At 62.2% G+C, this 15,249-nt stretch carries 12 protein-coding genes; 5 read left to right on the forward strand and 7 right to left on the reverse strand.

From position 1 onward, the window contains the following. Positions 1-31: 31 nt before the first annotated feature. The 4 genes from OU993_RS15035 to OU993_RS15050 all read left to right on the forward strand — a co-directional run bounded on the left by OU993_RS15035 (position 32) and on the right by OU993_RS15050 (position 5,510). Positions 32-1,237: a GNAT family N-acetyltransferase gene (locus tag OU993_RS15035; protein WP_268158686.1), complete on the forward strand. Its 1,206-nt coding sequence runs from the start codon at positions 32-34 to the stop codon at positions 1,235-1,237. A gap of 465 nt (positions 1,238-1,702) precedes the next feature. Next, on the forward strand, positions 1,703-2,668 hold the full coding sequence (locus OU993_RS15040; protein WP_268158688.1) for a DMT family transporter: 966 nt from the start codon (positions 1,703-1,705) through the stop codon (positions 2,666-2,668). Between the two features lie 156 nt (positions 2,669-2,824). Further along, entirely contained in the window at positions 2,825-3,739 is a 915-nt protein-coding gene (locus tag OU993_RS15045; protein ID WP_268158690.1) for an ROK family protein, read from the forward strand. A gap of 19 nt (positions 3,740-3,758) precedes the next feature. Then, the gene (locus OU993_RS15050) at positions 3,759-5,510 is read left to right on the forward strand and encodes a GH116 family glycosyl hydrolase (protein ID WP_268158692.1); all 1,752 of its coding nucleotides are present in this window, start codon (positions 3,759-3,761) and stop codon (positions 5,508-5,510) included. Positions 5,511-5,592: 82 nt separating this feature from the next. Here OU993_RS15050 and nagB read toward each other — a convergent pair whose 3' ends face one another. Continuing rightward, positions 5,593-6,324, reverse strand: a complete 732-nt coding sequence (gene nagB, locus OU993_RS15055; RefSeq protein WP_268158694.1) for a glucosamine-6-phosphate deaminase — start codon at positions 6,322-6,324, stop codon at positions 5,593-5,595. A gap of 76 nt (positions 6,325-6,400) precedes the next feature. Then, a complete protein-coding gene (locus OU993_RS15060) occupies positions 6,401-7,537 on the reverse strand; it encodes an ABC transporter ATP-binding protein (protein WP_268158696.1) in 1,137 nt (378 codons plus the stop codon). 285 nt (positions 7,538-7,822) lie between these two features. Here OU993_RS15060 and OU993_RS15065 point away from each other — a divergent pair, with 285 nt between their 5' ends. Beyond that, positions 7,823-9,022, forward strand: a complete 1,200-nt coding sequence (locus OU993_RS15065; protein WP_268158697.1) for an ROK family transcriptional regulator — start codon at positions 7,823-7,825, stop codon at positions 9,020-9,022. A gap of 3 nt (positions 9,023-9,025) precedes the next feature. Here OU993_RS15065 and OU993_RS15070 read toward each other — a convergent pair whose 3' ends face one another. The 5 genes from OU993_RS15070 to OU993_RS15090 all read right to left on the reverse strand — a co-directional run bounded on the left by OU993_RS15070 (position 9,026) and on the right by OU993_RS15090 (position 15,245). Continuing rightward, positions 9,026-10,960: a beta-galactosidase gene (locus OU993_RS15070; RefSeq protein WP_268158699.1), complete on the reverse strand. Its 1,935-nt coding sequence runs from the start codon at positions 10,958-10,960 to the stop codon at positions 9,026-9,028. Between the two features lie 81 nt (positions 10,961-11,041). Continuing rightward, positions 11,042-11,884: a carbohydrate ABC transporter permease gene (locus OU993_RS15075; RefSeq protein ID WP_268158701.1), complete on the reverse strand. Its 843-nt coding sequence runs from the start codon at positions 11,882-11,884 to the stop codon at positions 11,042-11,044. Continuing rightward, positions 11,881-12,840 (reverse strand): carbohydrate ABC transporter permease, encoded by a 960-nt coding sequence (locus tag OU993_RS15080; protein WP_268158703.1) that lies wholly within the window; start codon positions 12,838-12,840, stop codon positions 11,881-11,883. Before OU993_RS15080 ends, OU993_RS15075 begins: the two co-directional genes overlap by 4 nt. Further along, a complete protein-coding gene (locus tag OU993_RS15085) occupies positions 12,837-14,081 on the reverse strand; it encodes an ABC transporter substrate-binding protein (RefSeq protein ID WP_268158705.1) in 1,245 nt (414 codons plus the stop codon). The genes OU993_RS15080 and OU993_RS15085 overlap by 4 nt, the downstream gene beginning before the upstream one ends. A 420-nt stretch (positions 14,082-14,501) precedes the next feature. Next, complete coding sequence (locus tag OU993_RS15090; RefSeq protein ID WP_268158708.1) at positions 14,502-15,245, reverse strand: GntR family transcriptional regulator; 744 nt, start codon at positions 15,243-15,245, stop codon at positions 14,502-14,504. Positions 15,246-15,249 lie beyond the last annotated feature (4 nt).

Consider the following 15,249-nt stretch of genomic DNA (forward strand, 5'->3'; position numbering starts at 1 on the left):
TGCGCCCGACAGACGCCGGGGAGGTTCGTTGATGCGGTCAACCGAACGTTTCGACGCCATCCGTCACGATGATCTGGACGCTGTGGCTCCCCTGTGGGACCGTTTCGAAACCGAGGGTTTCGCGACGGCTTTCCAGACGCGTCCGTGGCTCAAGGCTATTCAGGAGACATTGGCAAAAGGAAAGAAGGCCGAATTCTTCGTGATTGAAGTCCGGGAGCATGGCACGCAAAAGCCTTTGATGCTGCTTCCGTTTTGCCGGCGACAATGCCGTGGCGTCTCGGTCATCGAATTCGTCTCGTTTGGTGTGTGCGATCTGGCCATGCCGGTCATGGGGGCGGACGAGGCGACGACCGGGACTGCAGTGGGGGCGACAATGGGGCCGGGCGAAGCACGGTCTCTTTGGCAGGCGGTGCTTGCGGTTCTGCCGAGGGCGGATCTGATCAAGGTCGATCAAATCCCGCCTCAATATCGCGGGCGGCAGAACCCGCTTTCTCTTCTTGCCGGTGTCCTGCCCGCAGCACAGCAACGTTACGAGGCTCCGCTCAATGCCGACCCGTCGCGTGTGGTCGAGACGATGGCGAGCACCAAGATGCGGCAGAACCTGAAGCGGTCCGAACGCCGTCTGTCGGATCTCGGCGACATTCAGTTCCTCGCAGCCGAAACGGAGCAGGATCTGGAAATGTGCCTTGCGGCGATGTTCCGTCAACGGCAGGACCGGTTTCGGGAGCTTGGACGCTTTGATTTCCTCGCCCAGCCCGAGGTTCAGGCATTTTACCAGGCCGTTGCGCGGCAACATCTGGAGGGGGCAGGGAGCACACGTCTTTGGGCGCTCTTGGTCGACCATGAACCGGTTGCGACCTGCCTCGGGCTGGTGCACGCCAACACGCTGCATTGCCTTGTCATCACGATGAAGGGTGGCGCCTGGGAACGCTGTTCACCGGCGCTCGTGCTGATCTCGCGCCTGCTGGTCTGGTGCCGGCAAAACGAGGTGAACCTGATCGATTTTTCGGTGGGTGATGGGTATCACAAGACCGGATTCGGCGGAAAACCGCAGTTGATGCTCGAATATCGCTCGGCATTGACGCGCAAGGGAACAGTCCTGCTTGCCTGCGCGATGCTTGCCGGACGCGGCAAGGCCTGGATCAGGGCGCATCCACACCTGTTCGAGACGGCGCGCCGTGCCGTGCAAGGGGTGCGGCGCCTGGTCAACCGACGACGCCAGCCCGAGGGTTCGTGAAAAGACTAAGCATGTGTCGCCCGGCGCGGCACCTGCGCCCCATGCCCTGCTCGATCGGATGTGATCTTCGGAATGATGGTCGCGGCAAATGGTCCGGCGTACTGGCTTTTGCGCCAAGGCCGGTCTACAGCCTAACGCGGGTAGCTTCCTGACGGGGAAGCAAAGCGGACTTCGGCAATGGGAAGGCATGTGATGCTGAGAAAGATTGTGTTTGGCGGCTTGATGTTGCTGGTGGTCGTCTCGGTCATCTTCAGCTTTGTCGGTGTCCTGGCGGTCTGGGATCCGTCGGAGCTCTTCGGCTACTGACATGTCCGGATCCACGGATGGAGCCTTCAGCCCAGCCGCAGCGCGGTCGTCGGACCATCACCGTAGGGAAACTCTTTTTAGTTCGGCAGGGTGACGAAAGCAAAGTTTCTTGTTAGGAATCACATCGGGAGGTGCTGATTTCGAACACAAGGTTCTTGCATGACTGCCCTCCAGGCCTCTGCCACTCCCGCCTCCAGGCTTCCACGGATCATCACTCCCATTGCAGGGGAGAGCATCAACAAGGGGAAGGCGGCCGTCATGATGCTGACGGCGGTGAGCCTGTTCGCCTGCCTCGACAGTTGCGCAAAAATGGCCAGCCGTGATCTTCCGGCAATTGAGACGGTTTGGTTCCGTTTTGCGATCCATTTCCTGCTGGTGGCGCTCATTCTCAATCCCTGGCGGGCACCCGAGGCCTGGCGCACGGCGCGGCCACGGCTGCAGACCCTGCGCGCCCTGATCCAGATCGTCTGTACGGGGCTGAATTTCCTGGCGCTCAGCCAGCTGCAGATTGCCCAGACCTTATCCATCCAGTTCACCGGGCCTGCCTTCGTGACGTTGCTGTCAATCGTCTGGCTTGGTGAAAAGGTCGGGCGTTACCGCTGGACGGCGATCGCCATCAGCTTCGTTGGTGTGCTCGTCATCACCCGACCGTCGCCTGGAAGTTTTGACCCGGCTTTCGGCATCATCCTGCTGTCGGTCATCATTGGTTCCGGTTATTCGATCATGACGCGCCGTCTCGCCAGCACGGAATCACCGGGCAGCATGCTGTTGATCATGGCGGCCCTGCCTGCGGCGATCCTGACGCCTCTGATGCCATTTGTCTGGGTCTGGCCCAGCCGGCCCGAAACCTGGATTGCGCTGGCGGGTGCGGGTTTCTTCGGCGCGCTGAGCCACTATTTCTACATCCAGGCGCATCGGTTCGCGCCGGCCAGCTTCCTGGCGCCGTTGCAATATTTCCAGTTTCTGGCGGTCCTCGTCCTGGGCTTCGTCTTTTTCGGCGACGTGCCGACCGTGTGGACATTCACCGGCGCTCTGATCCTGATCGGCTCCGGCCTCTACATCTGGCACCGGGAGCGCGTGATCGCGCGCCGTGCCCAAGAAGGCGAACAGACATCCGACCAATGACCAGCTTGACACCTGACAGCCGCACCGCGTAATAAATTCGTCAACATGCCGAACAAATAGAAAAGGTGCGTTCTGGTGTCAGTGGATATCGTATCCGGCCCCGCCAATCCCACAGCGTTGCGCAACCCTCCGCGACCGGACGACGGAACAAGGCCCGTGATCGGTGTGGACCTCGGTGGCACCAAGATCCTGGCCGGACTGGCACTGCCGGATGGCGAGATCCTCGCGGTCCGGGAAGAGCCGACACAACACGGCGAAGGCGCACCGGTCCTGCTGCAGATCTCTGACATGACGGCGCAGCTAGCCGATGCCGCCGGGTTCTGCCTGGCGGATGTCGCGCAAATGGTCATCGGTGTGCCGAGTGCGGTATCGCCGCAGACGGGGCTCTCGTCGCTTTCCCCCAATCTTGCGCTGCCGGCGGATACACCGCTGGCAACGCTGATGGCGCGACACGTTCCCTTTCCGGTCGCCGTGGAAAATGATGTCAATCTTGCCGCTTATGGCGAGGCAATGGCAGGTGATAAGGCCAACGCCGGGTCGCTGGTCTTCGTTTCGTTCGGCACGGGTGTCGGCATGGGGCTGGTCATCCAAGGTGAGATCATCCGTGGTGCCTTCGGCCGCGCCGGCGAAATCGCCTACCTGCCCGTCGGTGACCGACCGCATGCGCTTGCACCGTCCTCTGAGAACGGGTTGTTCGAGGATAGGGTTGGTACTGCCGGTATCCGCAAACGGTTTTCCCTTGGCGCGGAAAGCGTTGCGGATCTGTTTGCCCGCGCCAACGCCGGCGATGAGAAGTCGCTTGCGGCAATCGATGATGTGGCCCGTGAGGCCTCGCTCGGTATTGCCGCGGTGCAGGCGTTGATCGATCCGTCGCGGATTGCCATTGGTGGCGGCATCGGTTCGCAGAGCCTGTTTCTCGACCGGCTGAAATACCACTTGGCGCCGCTTCTTCCCTTTGCCTGCCCGGTTGCGCCGAGCCGCTTCGGCGCCAGAGCCGGTCTTGTCGGTTCGGTCGCCTTTGCCGCCCGCCTTGCCAGCTCCGCGCCCGCGAACTTCCTGAAAGCCCCCTGACCTGCCTGAGGAAATCCCGATGTCGGACAAGACCCCTGCGACGCCGCGCCCGGACGGGCTGGTGGAGACTGTTCATCCGGTGCAGATGGCCTTCATGGCCCCGCGTCTGCAGGGAGACTTCTATCCCGAAGGGCAGTTGAAGCTGTCGTTGTGGGGATGCGGCCAGATGGCCAATATCTTCGTTGAATGCTGGGAAGGCCCTTACGTTCATGCGCCGAACCGGCTTGTTGCCGGGGCGCAGGAACTGCATGTCGCCCAGTCCGCCCCGGTGCTTCTGATGCGTGGCGCGCGGCTGAAGGCGGTGCGTCCCGCGCGGCGCTGCGCCTGGTGGGGAACGCTGACAACGCCGGAGAAAGTGCGCCGCCAAGGGCGTCGCCGCATTGCGGTGACCCCATGGGGTGTCACGATCGTCGAGAGCCGAGACAACGGCGATATTGTCATTGCCGCAGGCGCCAGCGCTGCGGAGGCCGAGCGCGGCCTGTCCCTCACTTCGGATCAGATCATCGCGGAATGTGCCGCCCATAGCGCACGCTGCGATATCCTGCCCGGCGCCGGTCCGCTGATGCGATCGATGGCGATCCAGAGCACGCATGCCTCGCTTTCGTCCATCCGTCGCGCCGAAGACGGCAGCTTCTTGGGTCTTGCCGCGGGCCAGGCCTATTCCGCACCGACCCGCACCTATTACCGTGACGGATACTGGACGCTGCAGGCACTGCTCTTCCTCGAGCCGAAGGTGGTGCGCGAGCAGATCGACCTGCTTGCCACCGGTATCCAGCCGGACGGCGAGGCGCCGAGTGGCGTGATCCTGACCGGGCCGAAACAGGGCGAGGAATGGGAAAAGTTCCGAGTGACCGCCCCGGAATACAAGATGGAGCATCTGCGTCGCACCGATTGGTGGAGCGACCATTTCGACAGCCCGCTCTTTTTTATCCTGACGATCGGTGATTACCTTCGTGTCACGGGCGATGAGCGCGCATTGTCAGACCACTGGCAGACGGTGAAGGCGATCTTTGCCCGTTACAAGGGTTTTGACAGTTTTGGTACCGGTCTTCCCGTCAAGCCGCGCCATGATCGGGACTGGGCAGACAATGTCTACCGGCACGGTTATGTCGCTTATGATATCGGGCTGTGGATCGGCGCGCTCGACGTGATCGCCACACACGGTAAAACGCTTGATGCGACGGTGGCGCAAGAAGCCCGCGCACTCGCAGAAAAGGCGCGTGCCAATCTCGACGCGGCGATGCTGACGCCGTCCGGCTGGTACCAGGATTACGGATTGCAGGGTGATTTCGTCGAGGACCACCTGACCCTCGACAGCTTGACGCTGCTGCGTTTTGGCGCGGTGTCCGCCGATCGTGCGCGCACCGTGCTTGGGCATGTGGCGGACCTGCTCGAGACCCGCAACAACGATCGCCAGCCCTATGGCGACTGGGGTGTGATGTGCGCCTGGCCACCCTTCAAGCGTCCGGCCGATACCCGTGCCAAATCCGCCTTCGCCTATCGTTACCATAACGGGTCCGACTGGCCCTATCTGTCCGGCCTTTATGCCGAACAGCGGCTGCACTTCGGGCTCGACGGCTGGGATTATCCGCTGACGCGCTGGTGGAAGACGAGCCTCGAGAATGGCTGGATCGGTTCCGTCGAATATTTCTCGCCGCCCTTTGCGCGTGGCTCGTTGCTGCAGGGCTGGACCGGCATGCATGCCGCCGCCATTCTGGAGTATCGCGACGTTATTGAGGCTGCGATCGCAGAAGGACGCCTGACGGATTGACTTGGCCGTGCGGGGCAAATAGTGCCCCGTTCGCCTTCCTGCCGCTGTCAGCCGGCAAGGGGGAAAGGAAGTGGTCTAATCCTCAGGCGGCTTCCGCATCCGGAGCTGCAGCGGGGTCCACAATCCACGTCACGTCCGGATGTCCCACCAGGGCCGAGGCCGGGCAGGCAGGGGTGAAGAAGCCGGCGAGCGCCTGGTTGATGGCGGCCTTCTTGGCGGCGCCGGTGGCAAGGACGATGATGGAGCGGGCCGAGAGGATCGTCGCAATGCCCATGGTGATGGCCTGCTGCGGCACGCCACCGTCCTCGAAGAAGGCGCGGTTGGCAGTAAGCGTTTCGGCATGAAGTTCCACGCGGCGGGTGCGGCTGTCGAGGCGCGACCCGGGCTCGTTGAATCCGATGTGGCCATTACGGCCGATGCCGAGAAGTTGCAGGTCGATCCCACCAGCCTGCAAAATCTGTCTTTCGTAGGCCTCAGCCGCCGCGTCGGTGTCGTTTGCCATACCATCCGGCACATGGGTGCGGGCCGGATCGATATCGATGTGCTCGAAAAGCAGCCGGTTCATCGTGGATCGGTAGCTGCCCGGATGTTCCGTCGGCAGAGCGACATATTCATCCAGATTGAAGCTTGAGACGCGAGAGAAGCTGACGCGGCCCGCCCGGTGCGCGGCAATTACCGCCGCATAAACCGGTTCCATGGTCGCGCCGGTCGCAAGCCCGAGAACGGCATCCGGCTTTGATTGGACAAGGGAGACTATACGATCGGCGACGGCAGCGGCCGCCTCCGTTGCGTCGGTAAGAATGAGGGGTGTCATGGCAGAAATCCGGAACGGAGAGAGGCGCCAGCCCGGCCGCCCTGACGAGACAGCGCGGGCCGTTTGCCCTGTAAGATCAGGCGGCGTTGGCGATGCGGCTTCCATCGGCGCGGCGTTTGGGGAAGGATTTTTCCGTCTTTGCGTCGAAGAGGTGGAAACGCTCCGGCTGGATGCCGAACTCCAGCACGTCGCCTTCGCTGGCCGGTACATGGTCCGGCAGGTGCAAGACGGTGTCGACCTCGTTGCCTTCGATCCTGCCGAACATGTAGGTCTCGGTGCCAACGCTTTCGGTATAGGTGACCTGGAAGCGGACGCGATGATAGGTGCCTGGCTGGCCCTTCAGCATATGGAAGTGGTTTGGCCGCACGCCGAGGATGACCGTGTCGCCGGCGCGTGCGGCGGCGCCATCCACCGGTGCCCTGACGGTTCCGAAACCCGGCACCTCGACGGTCACCTCTTCGGGGCCGACGGCGACCAGCGTGCCGTCGTAGAAATTCATCTGCGGCGAGCCGATGAAACCGGCAACGAATTTGTTGACCGGAAATTCGAAGAGTTCGAGCGGTGCACCGAACTGTTCCAATGCACCGGCATTCAGCACCGCGATGCGGTCGGCCATGGTCATCGCCTCGATCTGGTCGTGCGTGACATAGATCATCGTGGCGCCAAGCCGCTTATGCAGGCGGCTGATTTCGCCACGCGTCTGCACGCGCAGCGCCGCGTCGAGGTTGGAAAGTGGCTCGTCGAAGAGAAAGACCTTCGGATCGCGCACGATGGCGCGGCCGATGGCGACACGCTGGCGCTGGCCGCCCGACAATTGCTTGGGACGACGATCGAGCAAGGGTTCGATCGCCAGCATACGGGCCGCTTCGATGATGCGGCGTTCGATCTCTGCCTTGCCCATCTTCAGGTTTTCAAGCCCAAAGGACAGGTTCTGTCGCACCGTCATGTGTGGATACAGTGCATAGGACTGAAACACCATGGCGATGCCGCGGTCGCCGGGCGGCAGAGCGGTGACGTCGTCGCTGCCGATCGTCACGCTGCCGGCAGAGGTTTCTTCAAGGCCGGCAATGATGCGCAGCATGGTGGACTTGCCGCAGCCGGACGGGCCGACAAGCACGACGAATTCGCCATCCTTGACCTCGAGATCAACGCCATGGATCACCGGATGCGTGCCGTAACGCTTGACGACGCCATTCAGTGTTAGTCCAGCCATTGCAAACCCCTTTTTTATAAAGCCCTTCGACGGTCGGTCGCTGATCTCGATGATGCCGATGCGAACATTTTGCGGATTTTCATATAGTTCGTCAAGTCGCCGAACATATTTAGATGGCCGCTCGTCTGAAATGGATGCCGTTATGCATGGCGCCGGTCTTAGGCAGCATTTTGCTGCAGTGCAATAGTTCGTCAGCTGACCGAATACTATCCAGGAGGAGCGCCTTTGTGTAGGACGGAAACTATGGAACTATATGCTTGATTCCTCAGACAATCCGAGCGCCTCATGAACCTCCGCCAGAGCCAGCCGCCCGTCCTTCGCCAGATCTCCGTTCGTGCGGCCATGGATGTGCTGCTGCAGGAAGGGCCGACCTCGCGCGCAACACTGGCCAAGAAGACCGGCCTTTCGAAGCAGACCATGTCGGAGGTCATCCGGGCGCTGGAGGAATCGGGCTGGGTTCGGGTGAACGGCATCGTCAGCGGCAAGGTGGGGCGTAGCGCGGTGACCTACGAGGTGGCGGAGGACAGCGGTTATGGAGTCGGCGTCGATCTCGGCGCCACAACCATCCGCATCGCGGTCGTTTCCATCTCGGGCAGCATCGTGCATGAAAGCGAACACCCGACGGAGGGTAGGGCAGGCGAGGCGCTCATCGGCCACATGCACGATCTCGTGGAGAAATCGCTGCATCGGGCAGGCGTTCCCTTCGACAAGGTGCTTCTGGGCGCCGTTGCGACGCCCGGTGTGGTTGATCCGGGTTCCGGCCATCTTTCGCTTGCACCCAACATGGCCGAAACCGGTCGTCTTGACGTGGTGCGCCGTCTCAGCGAGGCGCTGGGCTGCGAGGTGGTCATCGAAAACGATGTGAATGCCGCGGCGCTTGGCGAATCCTGGAAGGGCTGCAGCGCGGGGCTCGATACCTCGGCCTTCATCTCGCTCGGCACCGGCATCGGGCTCGGTGCGCTCGTCAACGGCAAGCTGATCAAGGGTGCCCGTGGTGCTGCCGGTGAAATCTCCTATCTTCCCTTTGGAGCCGATCCTTACAGTGAAGACAGTCTGGAGCGTGGCGCGCTGGAAAGCGCAATCGGGGTTCCGGGCATCCTCGCGCGATACCAGGCCGGCGGTGGCAGACAGTCGACGATGCTGGGCCTCCTGCAGGAGGCCGAGTCTGGCATGGAGCCAGCGCGCGGCGTCATCCAGGAAACCGCAAGGCTCGCCGCTTTACTCATCGTTTCCGTCGATGCAATGATCGATCCGCAAAAGATCGTGCTGGGTGGCAATGTCGGACGCCATCCGCTGGTGCTGGATCTGGTGCGGCGGGAGCTTTCGCGCCTCACGCGCCACGCGATCGATCTGCAGCCGAGTGTGCTCGGCTCCCGCGCCACCCTGATCGGCGCGGTTGCGATCGCCCTCAACCAGTTGCACAACGCGCTGTTTTCGCCGCAGGAGCTGCCGAGCGAAATGCGCCTGCCGCAGGCCAGAGGCTAGCGCTTACATACGCCAGCAGGCCACGTCATACGGCTTCAACTCGGCTTCACCAAGCAGAAGACGTTCTGCGGCAACCGGAACAGTCCAGCTTTCGGGACCGTAGTTGAAGGCGAAGGTGAGGGGGCCGCGGCGGCGCAGGCGGATGTGGTCCGGCAGGTCGAGGATCGCAAGATCGGCCTTCTCCAGCAGATACCGGGCAAGCGTGTTCAGCAGATCTGCTTCCGGCCAGCCGGCGAGGTAGTGGAGACGTCCGGCAGCGACAAGCGCAGGTTCCCCATCGGCAAAACGGGAAAGGATGTCGAGGTCGGTCTCGATATAGTCCCGCCAGCGGGTGACCGTTCCGCAAACCGCACCGGAGACGGATGCGGAGAGCCCGGGGCGCATGCTTTCGACTTCGGCAACCGTCAATGGCATCAGGTGTTGCAGCCGCGGGCCGGGCGGCAGGCTTTGGGGGATGGCAAAATTCTCGTCCTTCGAGCCGGTGCGAGGGCCGAACAGGATCAAGGCATCGGTTTCCGCAAAGGCCTTCAGGGCCGCCTCCGTCAGGATCGGCAGCGTCGGCACCAGCACGAGGCGGTAACCGGACAGCGATGCGCCGGGTTCGACAATGTCCACATCAATGCCGAGCCTGCGGAAGGCTTCGTACCAGCGCAGCTTCAGCATGCGGTAGTCGAAATCCTTGCCCTGCGGCTGGAACTGGGTGACCCAGGCAGCCTGGTAATCAAAGACGAGCGCGACAGATGCTGGCGTGGTTGCGGGCAAATCACCGATCCGGCGCAGGTCCTCAGCGACGCGTTGTGCTTCTTTGCCACCCTGCGAAGCGGCATGATCAGGCCGCAGCAGACCGGCATGCATCTGCTCCTGCGCCTTCCGGTATTGCCTCCAGCGGAAATAGACCACGGCTTCCGCGCCATGCGCCAGCGCTTCCCAGGTCCACAGCCGAACCATGCCGCGCTCCGGGACCGCATTCCAGTTTGCCCAGTTCACCGGTCCCGGTTGTTGCTCCATGATCCAGAACCGACCGTTGCCCACGGCCCGATAAAGATCGTGCTGAAGCCCTGAAATATCCGGGTGGCCGGTGCGGGCCCAGCGGTTGCGTTCGGCCTCGGGGAAGGGAAGGCTCTCGACACGGCCAAGCGGATAGGAATCCCAGCTGGCCACATCCATCTGCCGGCCCATCTCGAAATGGTCGAAGGTATGGGAAAATCCCATGAAATTATGCGTGACGAAACGGCCCGGCGCCTGGGCGCGGATGATGTCGGCCTGCAGACGGAAATAGTCGAGGAAGAGATCCGACCGGCAGCGCATGAAATCGAGCTGGACCGCAGGATTGACGTCGCAGACCTGGCGTGCCGGCAGTTCGACCTGCGCGAAGTCGGTGAGTGCCATCGACCAGAAATCGTTCCCCCAGGCTGTGTTCAGTCCATCGATTGTCCCGTAGCGGGTTTTCAGCCAGGCTTGGAACTGTGAGCGGTCGAGCGATCCCCAGGAGAAGATCGTGTCGTCGCAGCCAAATTCGTTGTCGACCTGCCAGCCGATGATCGCCGGATGGTGGCCGTAGCGCTCGGTCATCGCCGTGACGATCCGGCGCGTCGCCTCGATGAAGGCGGGACTTGCCGGCGTATAATGCCGGCGTGAACCGAAGAGGCGCGGCTGACCGTTGCGGTCGACGGGCAGGATCTCCGGATGAAGATCCACCAGCCAGCGTGGCGGTGCGGCGGTCGGCGTGCCGAGCACGAGCTTCAGTCCGGCAGACGTCAGGGTTTCGACCGCGCGGTCGAGCCACGACCAGTCGAACACACCGGGCGCCGTTTCCATGCGGCTCCAGGCGAACTCGGCAATCCGCACGACGGAGATCCCGGTCTCCACCATGCGGCGGGCATCGTCTGCCCAGATCTCCTCCGGCCAATGTTCGGGATAATAGCAGACGCCCAGCATGTTGCGGTCCTGTGCGGTCGAGAGAAGAAAGACGACGCCGAACGGAGGGTCCGGCGTCGCGGGAAGATGGCAGAGAGGGCGCTATTCCTTGGTCGCGCCGGACAGCAGGCCGTTCATGAAATAACGCTGCAGGCTGACGAACAGCACCAGCGTTGGAATGACCGAAAGCACCGACATGGCCAGCAGCCGCGGCCAGTTGATGTCCCACTGGCCGACATTGTTGGCAAGCGCGAGCTGCACCGTCCATTTCGATTGGTCGGTGATGATCAGATAGGGCCACAGATAGTCGTTCCAGCGCCAGACGAAGGTAAAGGCGGCGAGCGCTGCGATCGCCGGGATCGACAGTGGCAGGATGATCCGGAACAGGATGCGCCATTCCGGTGTGCCGTCGATCCGGGCGGCTTCGAGCAGGCTGTCCGGAATGCTGCGGATATATTGGCGCATGATGAAGACGCCGGACGGGGTGGCCGCCGGCGCCAGGATGACGCCCCACAGCGAGTTCAGCAGGCCGAGTTCCTTCAGCACGATGAAGATCGGGATCAGGATGATCTGCAGCGGGATCATCAATGCCGACATGATCAGCATGAAAACGAAGGTCTCGCCCCGAAAGCGGAATTTCGCCAGGGCGTAACCCGCCATCAGGCTGATCAGGACGGAAATCGCCGCCGAGATGGTCGAGACGAACAGCGAGTTCTGGAAGAACAGGCCGAAACCGGACTGGTCGAAGGCTGTGGCGAAGTTGACGAGTGTTGCCGGCGACGGCAGAAGCGTCGGCGGCCAGGCGAAAATGTCGTTCGGCGCCTTCAGCGCGCTTGCCAACAGCCAAAGCGGCGGCAGCAGGAAAAGGACGAGCACGAGCGCGATCAGCGGCCCACGGAAGGCCCAGTCACGGGCAGCGCGGCTGGAGAGGAGGGCGGTGGTCATGCTTTCTCCTTGCTGATGCGAAGCTGGATGGCGGTGAGCACCAGCAGGATCAGGAACAGGACGGCTGATTGGGCGGCGGCAACGCCGGCCTGGTTCGCCTTGGTAAAGGCGGTCTCGTAGATCGTCTGGATCAGGTAGACGGTGGAGCGTCCGGGACCGCCGCCGGTCAACGACACGACCAATTCGTAAACCTTGAAGGCTTCGACGGAGGAGAGGATTACCACAAGCGAGATGCTGGGTTTCAGGAGCGGCAGCGTGATGCGCGAAAAAATCCGCCAGTTGCTGGCCGCATCGACCCGGGCAGCCTCGTAGAGATCCTCGGAGATCGTGGTGAGGCCGGCGATGAAGATCATCATGTAGAAGCCGGCACTTGCCCAGACCCAGACGATGACGACGGCGATCTGTGCCATGGTGCCGTTGTCAAGCCACGGTACCGGGGCGATGTCGAGCAACGAAAGCAGATAGTTCATCAGGCCGGAATTCAAGCCGAACAGCCATTTCCACACCACACCGGTGATCAAGAGGCTGATCATCGAGGGGAAAAAGACGACCGCACGCACGGCGCCGACGCCGTAGAAACGGTTCTTCAGCAAAAGCGCTAGGCCGAGCGACACGGCGGTCACCGCCGGAACGGCGATCACCACGAAACCAACGGTCTTGGCGAGCGTATTGAAGAACTCCGGATCATTGAAAAGCCGGATATAATTGTCGATACCGACGAATTTCGGCCAGGTGGCGGGCGCCCGTTCGACGACGACGATGCCCCGCTTGAAGAAGGACATCCAAAGCCCCTGGACGAGCGGATAAAGCGTGAAGATTGCCAGCAATCCCACGGTCGGTGTGAGAAGCAGGTAGGGAAACAGCCGTTTGGACCAGGGAGTGTTGCCAATGCTCCTGCCGGCGGACGCCGGGGTTATTCCCGGCGTCGCTTCGATGGTGGATTGAATGCTGCTCACTGGCCCGTTTCCGTCAAGGATTCCTGAGCCGTCTTGATGATCTGGTCGATCGCCTGGCTGCTGGAGATCTGGCCGGTTGTGGCTTGGAACAGCGTCTGGCGCATCGGGCCCCAGACATACTGCATGGCCGGGTTTGCCTGGTCGGTTGCGGCATAGTTGGGGCTGGCGGCCAGTTCTTCCTTGAAGGCCTGCAGGGCGGCCGATGCCTTGGCATTGCCGTAGTCGATCGGCGGGACCTTGAGGTTCGCCGGGATATACATCAAAGGCTTGGTGTAGAGTTCCTGGGCCTTCGGGTCGGTGCTCAGCCACTTGATGAAGGCGTTCGCTTCATCGGCATGTTCGCTGGTGTTGAAGCCGATTACGTAGTCACCCCCGACCATGCTCGACTTGACGGTGCCATAAGGCGTCGGACCGGCCTGCCAATCGAAGCTCGCATTCTGCGCCAGACCGCCTGCCTGCCAGTTGCCGGACATCCAGGCGACCGCCTGGCCGCTGGTGAAGAGCTGCTTGGGATTGTCGGAGCTGGATCCGGACCACAGTCCCGGCGGCATGTGGGTTTTGGTGATGCCGATGAACTTGTCGAGAACGGCGGTGGCCTTGTCATGGTCGAAGACGACCTTGTATGGCTCCTCTTCCGTATAGATGTGGTTGCCGAACTGGAACTGCATGGTCAGCCAACGGCTCTGCGAGACGTCCCAGACGAGGGGATAACGCACGCCGGCTTTTTCGGCGACTTGCTTGGTCTTGGCCAGGAACTCGTCCCAGGTCCACGAGGTCTTGATGTCGGGAATGGCAACGCCGGCCTTTTCGAATGCGGCCTTGTTGATCAGCATGCCGGTCGCCGTGACCTGCAGCGGGGCTGCGATGATCTGGTCGCCGAGCTTGGCGCCGGCGGCCCAGCCGGGCACGAAATCCTTGAGATAATCCTTGCCGAAGACGGGCGCGAAATCCGTCAGGTACGGGCGGATGAACGGGCGCATGGAGGAGGTCTTTGACAGATCCGGCAGGGTGCCTGCGGCAGCAAGCTGCGCAAAACGGTTGTCGATGTCGTCGTAGGGAACGATCTGCAGATTGAAGGTCGTTTCCGGATGCAGCTTCGTATAGGCCGCCAGCACATCCTTGATGACCTGCTCCTCGGCATCCGTGCCGAGATACCACATCACCTTGAGCTCGGCCGCATGGGCCGGCGCGCCGGCAAGCAGGCCAGCCGCCAGCAGCGAGCCGTAAACAAACGTCTTCATTTCGGTTTTCCTTCTCTGGAGTTGTCGTTTCTTGTCATTCGCGGGCCTGGTCTTGGGAGGATGCAGGCTTCTTTCCCCGGGGCTCGTTGGCCCTGGAAATGGTGCAGGCAAGCACGGTTGCAGCAGGTCAGGGATGGCATGACGCGGCATTGGCGGGTCGTTGAAGTCCCCGGTCGCCACTCGCCTGTCGTCCCTGTTCATCCGTGCCTCCAAGCGCGTGTCCTGTCGTGTCGGGATGTACCGAATAATTTGTTCGGCAACTTGACGAAGTATGAAGTCCGTCATCGGATCTTGTCAAGGTCGAAATCGGCGCGGAACGGACACGCGTGCTCCCGCATACCTGTTTCCCCCGGCAGAGGCGTGCGTAAGGTGGTCGTCGTGAGAGACGAATGATGTGTCTGATGCAAGAACAAGGGATGGTCAGAGATTGCGGAGATTGAGCTTTTCGATCAGCGGCAGAAGGGCGTCGCGGGCATGCTGCCGGTGCTTACGAGCAGCGCGGCTTGCCGCGTCCGCATCGCCCGCGCCAATTGCGTCGATGATCGCCTGGTGGTCCGCTGCGGATGTGGTCGGGAGAGGACGCAGGTTCAGCGTGAACATGCGTGCCCGATGAAGTTGATCGGCCACCGTGCCGGCCATGCGCATCAGCCGGCGGTTGCCGCTCATTTCTACCAGGGTCTCGTGAAATTGCGCATCGGCCAGCGCCCAGGCGGCAAGATCGTCGCGATCGAGCGTGTTCTGCATATCGTCGGTCGCCGTCTGCAGACGATCGGTGATCGACAGGCGTTGATCCTCGGGCAGGCCGGCAAGGCGCTGGGCGGCGGCGCCCTCCAGCGCGATGATCACCTCATAGATATCCGCGATGTCGGCCGGTGACAGCGCGCAGATCAGGATGCCCTTCTTCGGCAGGATGCGGACGAGCCCATCTTCCTGCAGGCGCGCCATGGCCTCGTGCACCGGCGTGCGGCTCATGCCGAGTTGCCGCGCGATGTCCACCTCGGCGGCCTGATAGCCGGGCGGAAAGATATTGTTGCGGATCGCTTCCTTGATCGCCTGGTAGGCGGCGTTGACCCGGCCTGCGCTCGTTGGTTCCGCAGCCGCGCCTGCCTGTTCGGTTATGCCGTGCCGCTCTACCGCACCGAGATGGGTTTTTGCTGTGATCATCAGA

The organism is Rhizobium sp. SL86, assembly GCF_026672545.1.
GTDB lineage: Bacteria > Pseudomonadota > Alphaproteobacteria > Rhizobiales > Rhizobiaceae > Neorhizobium.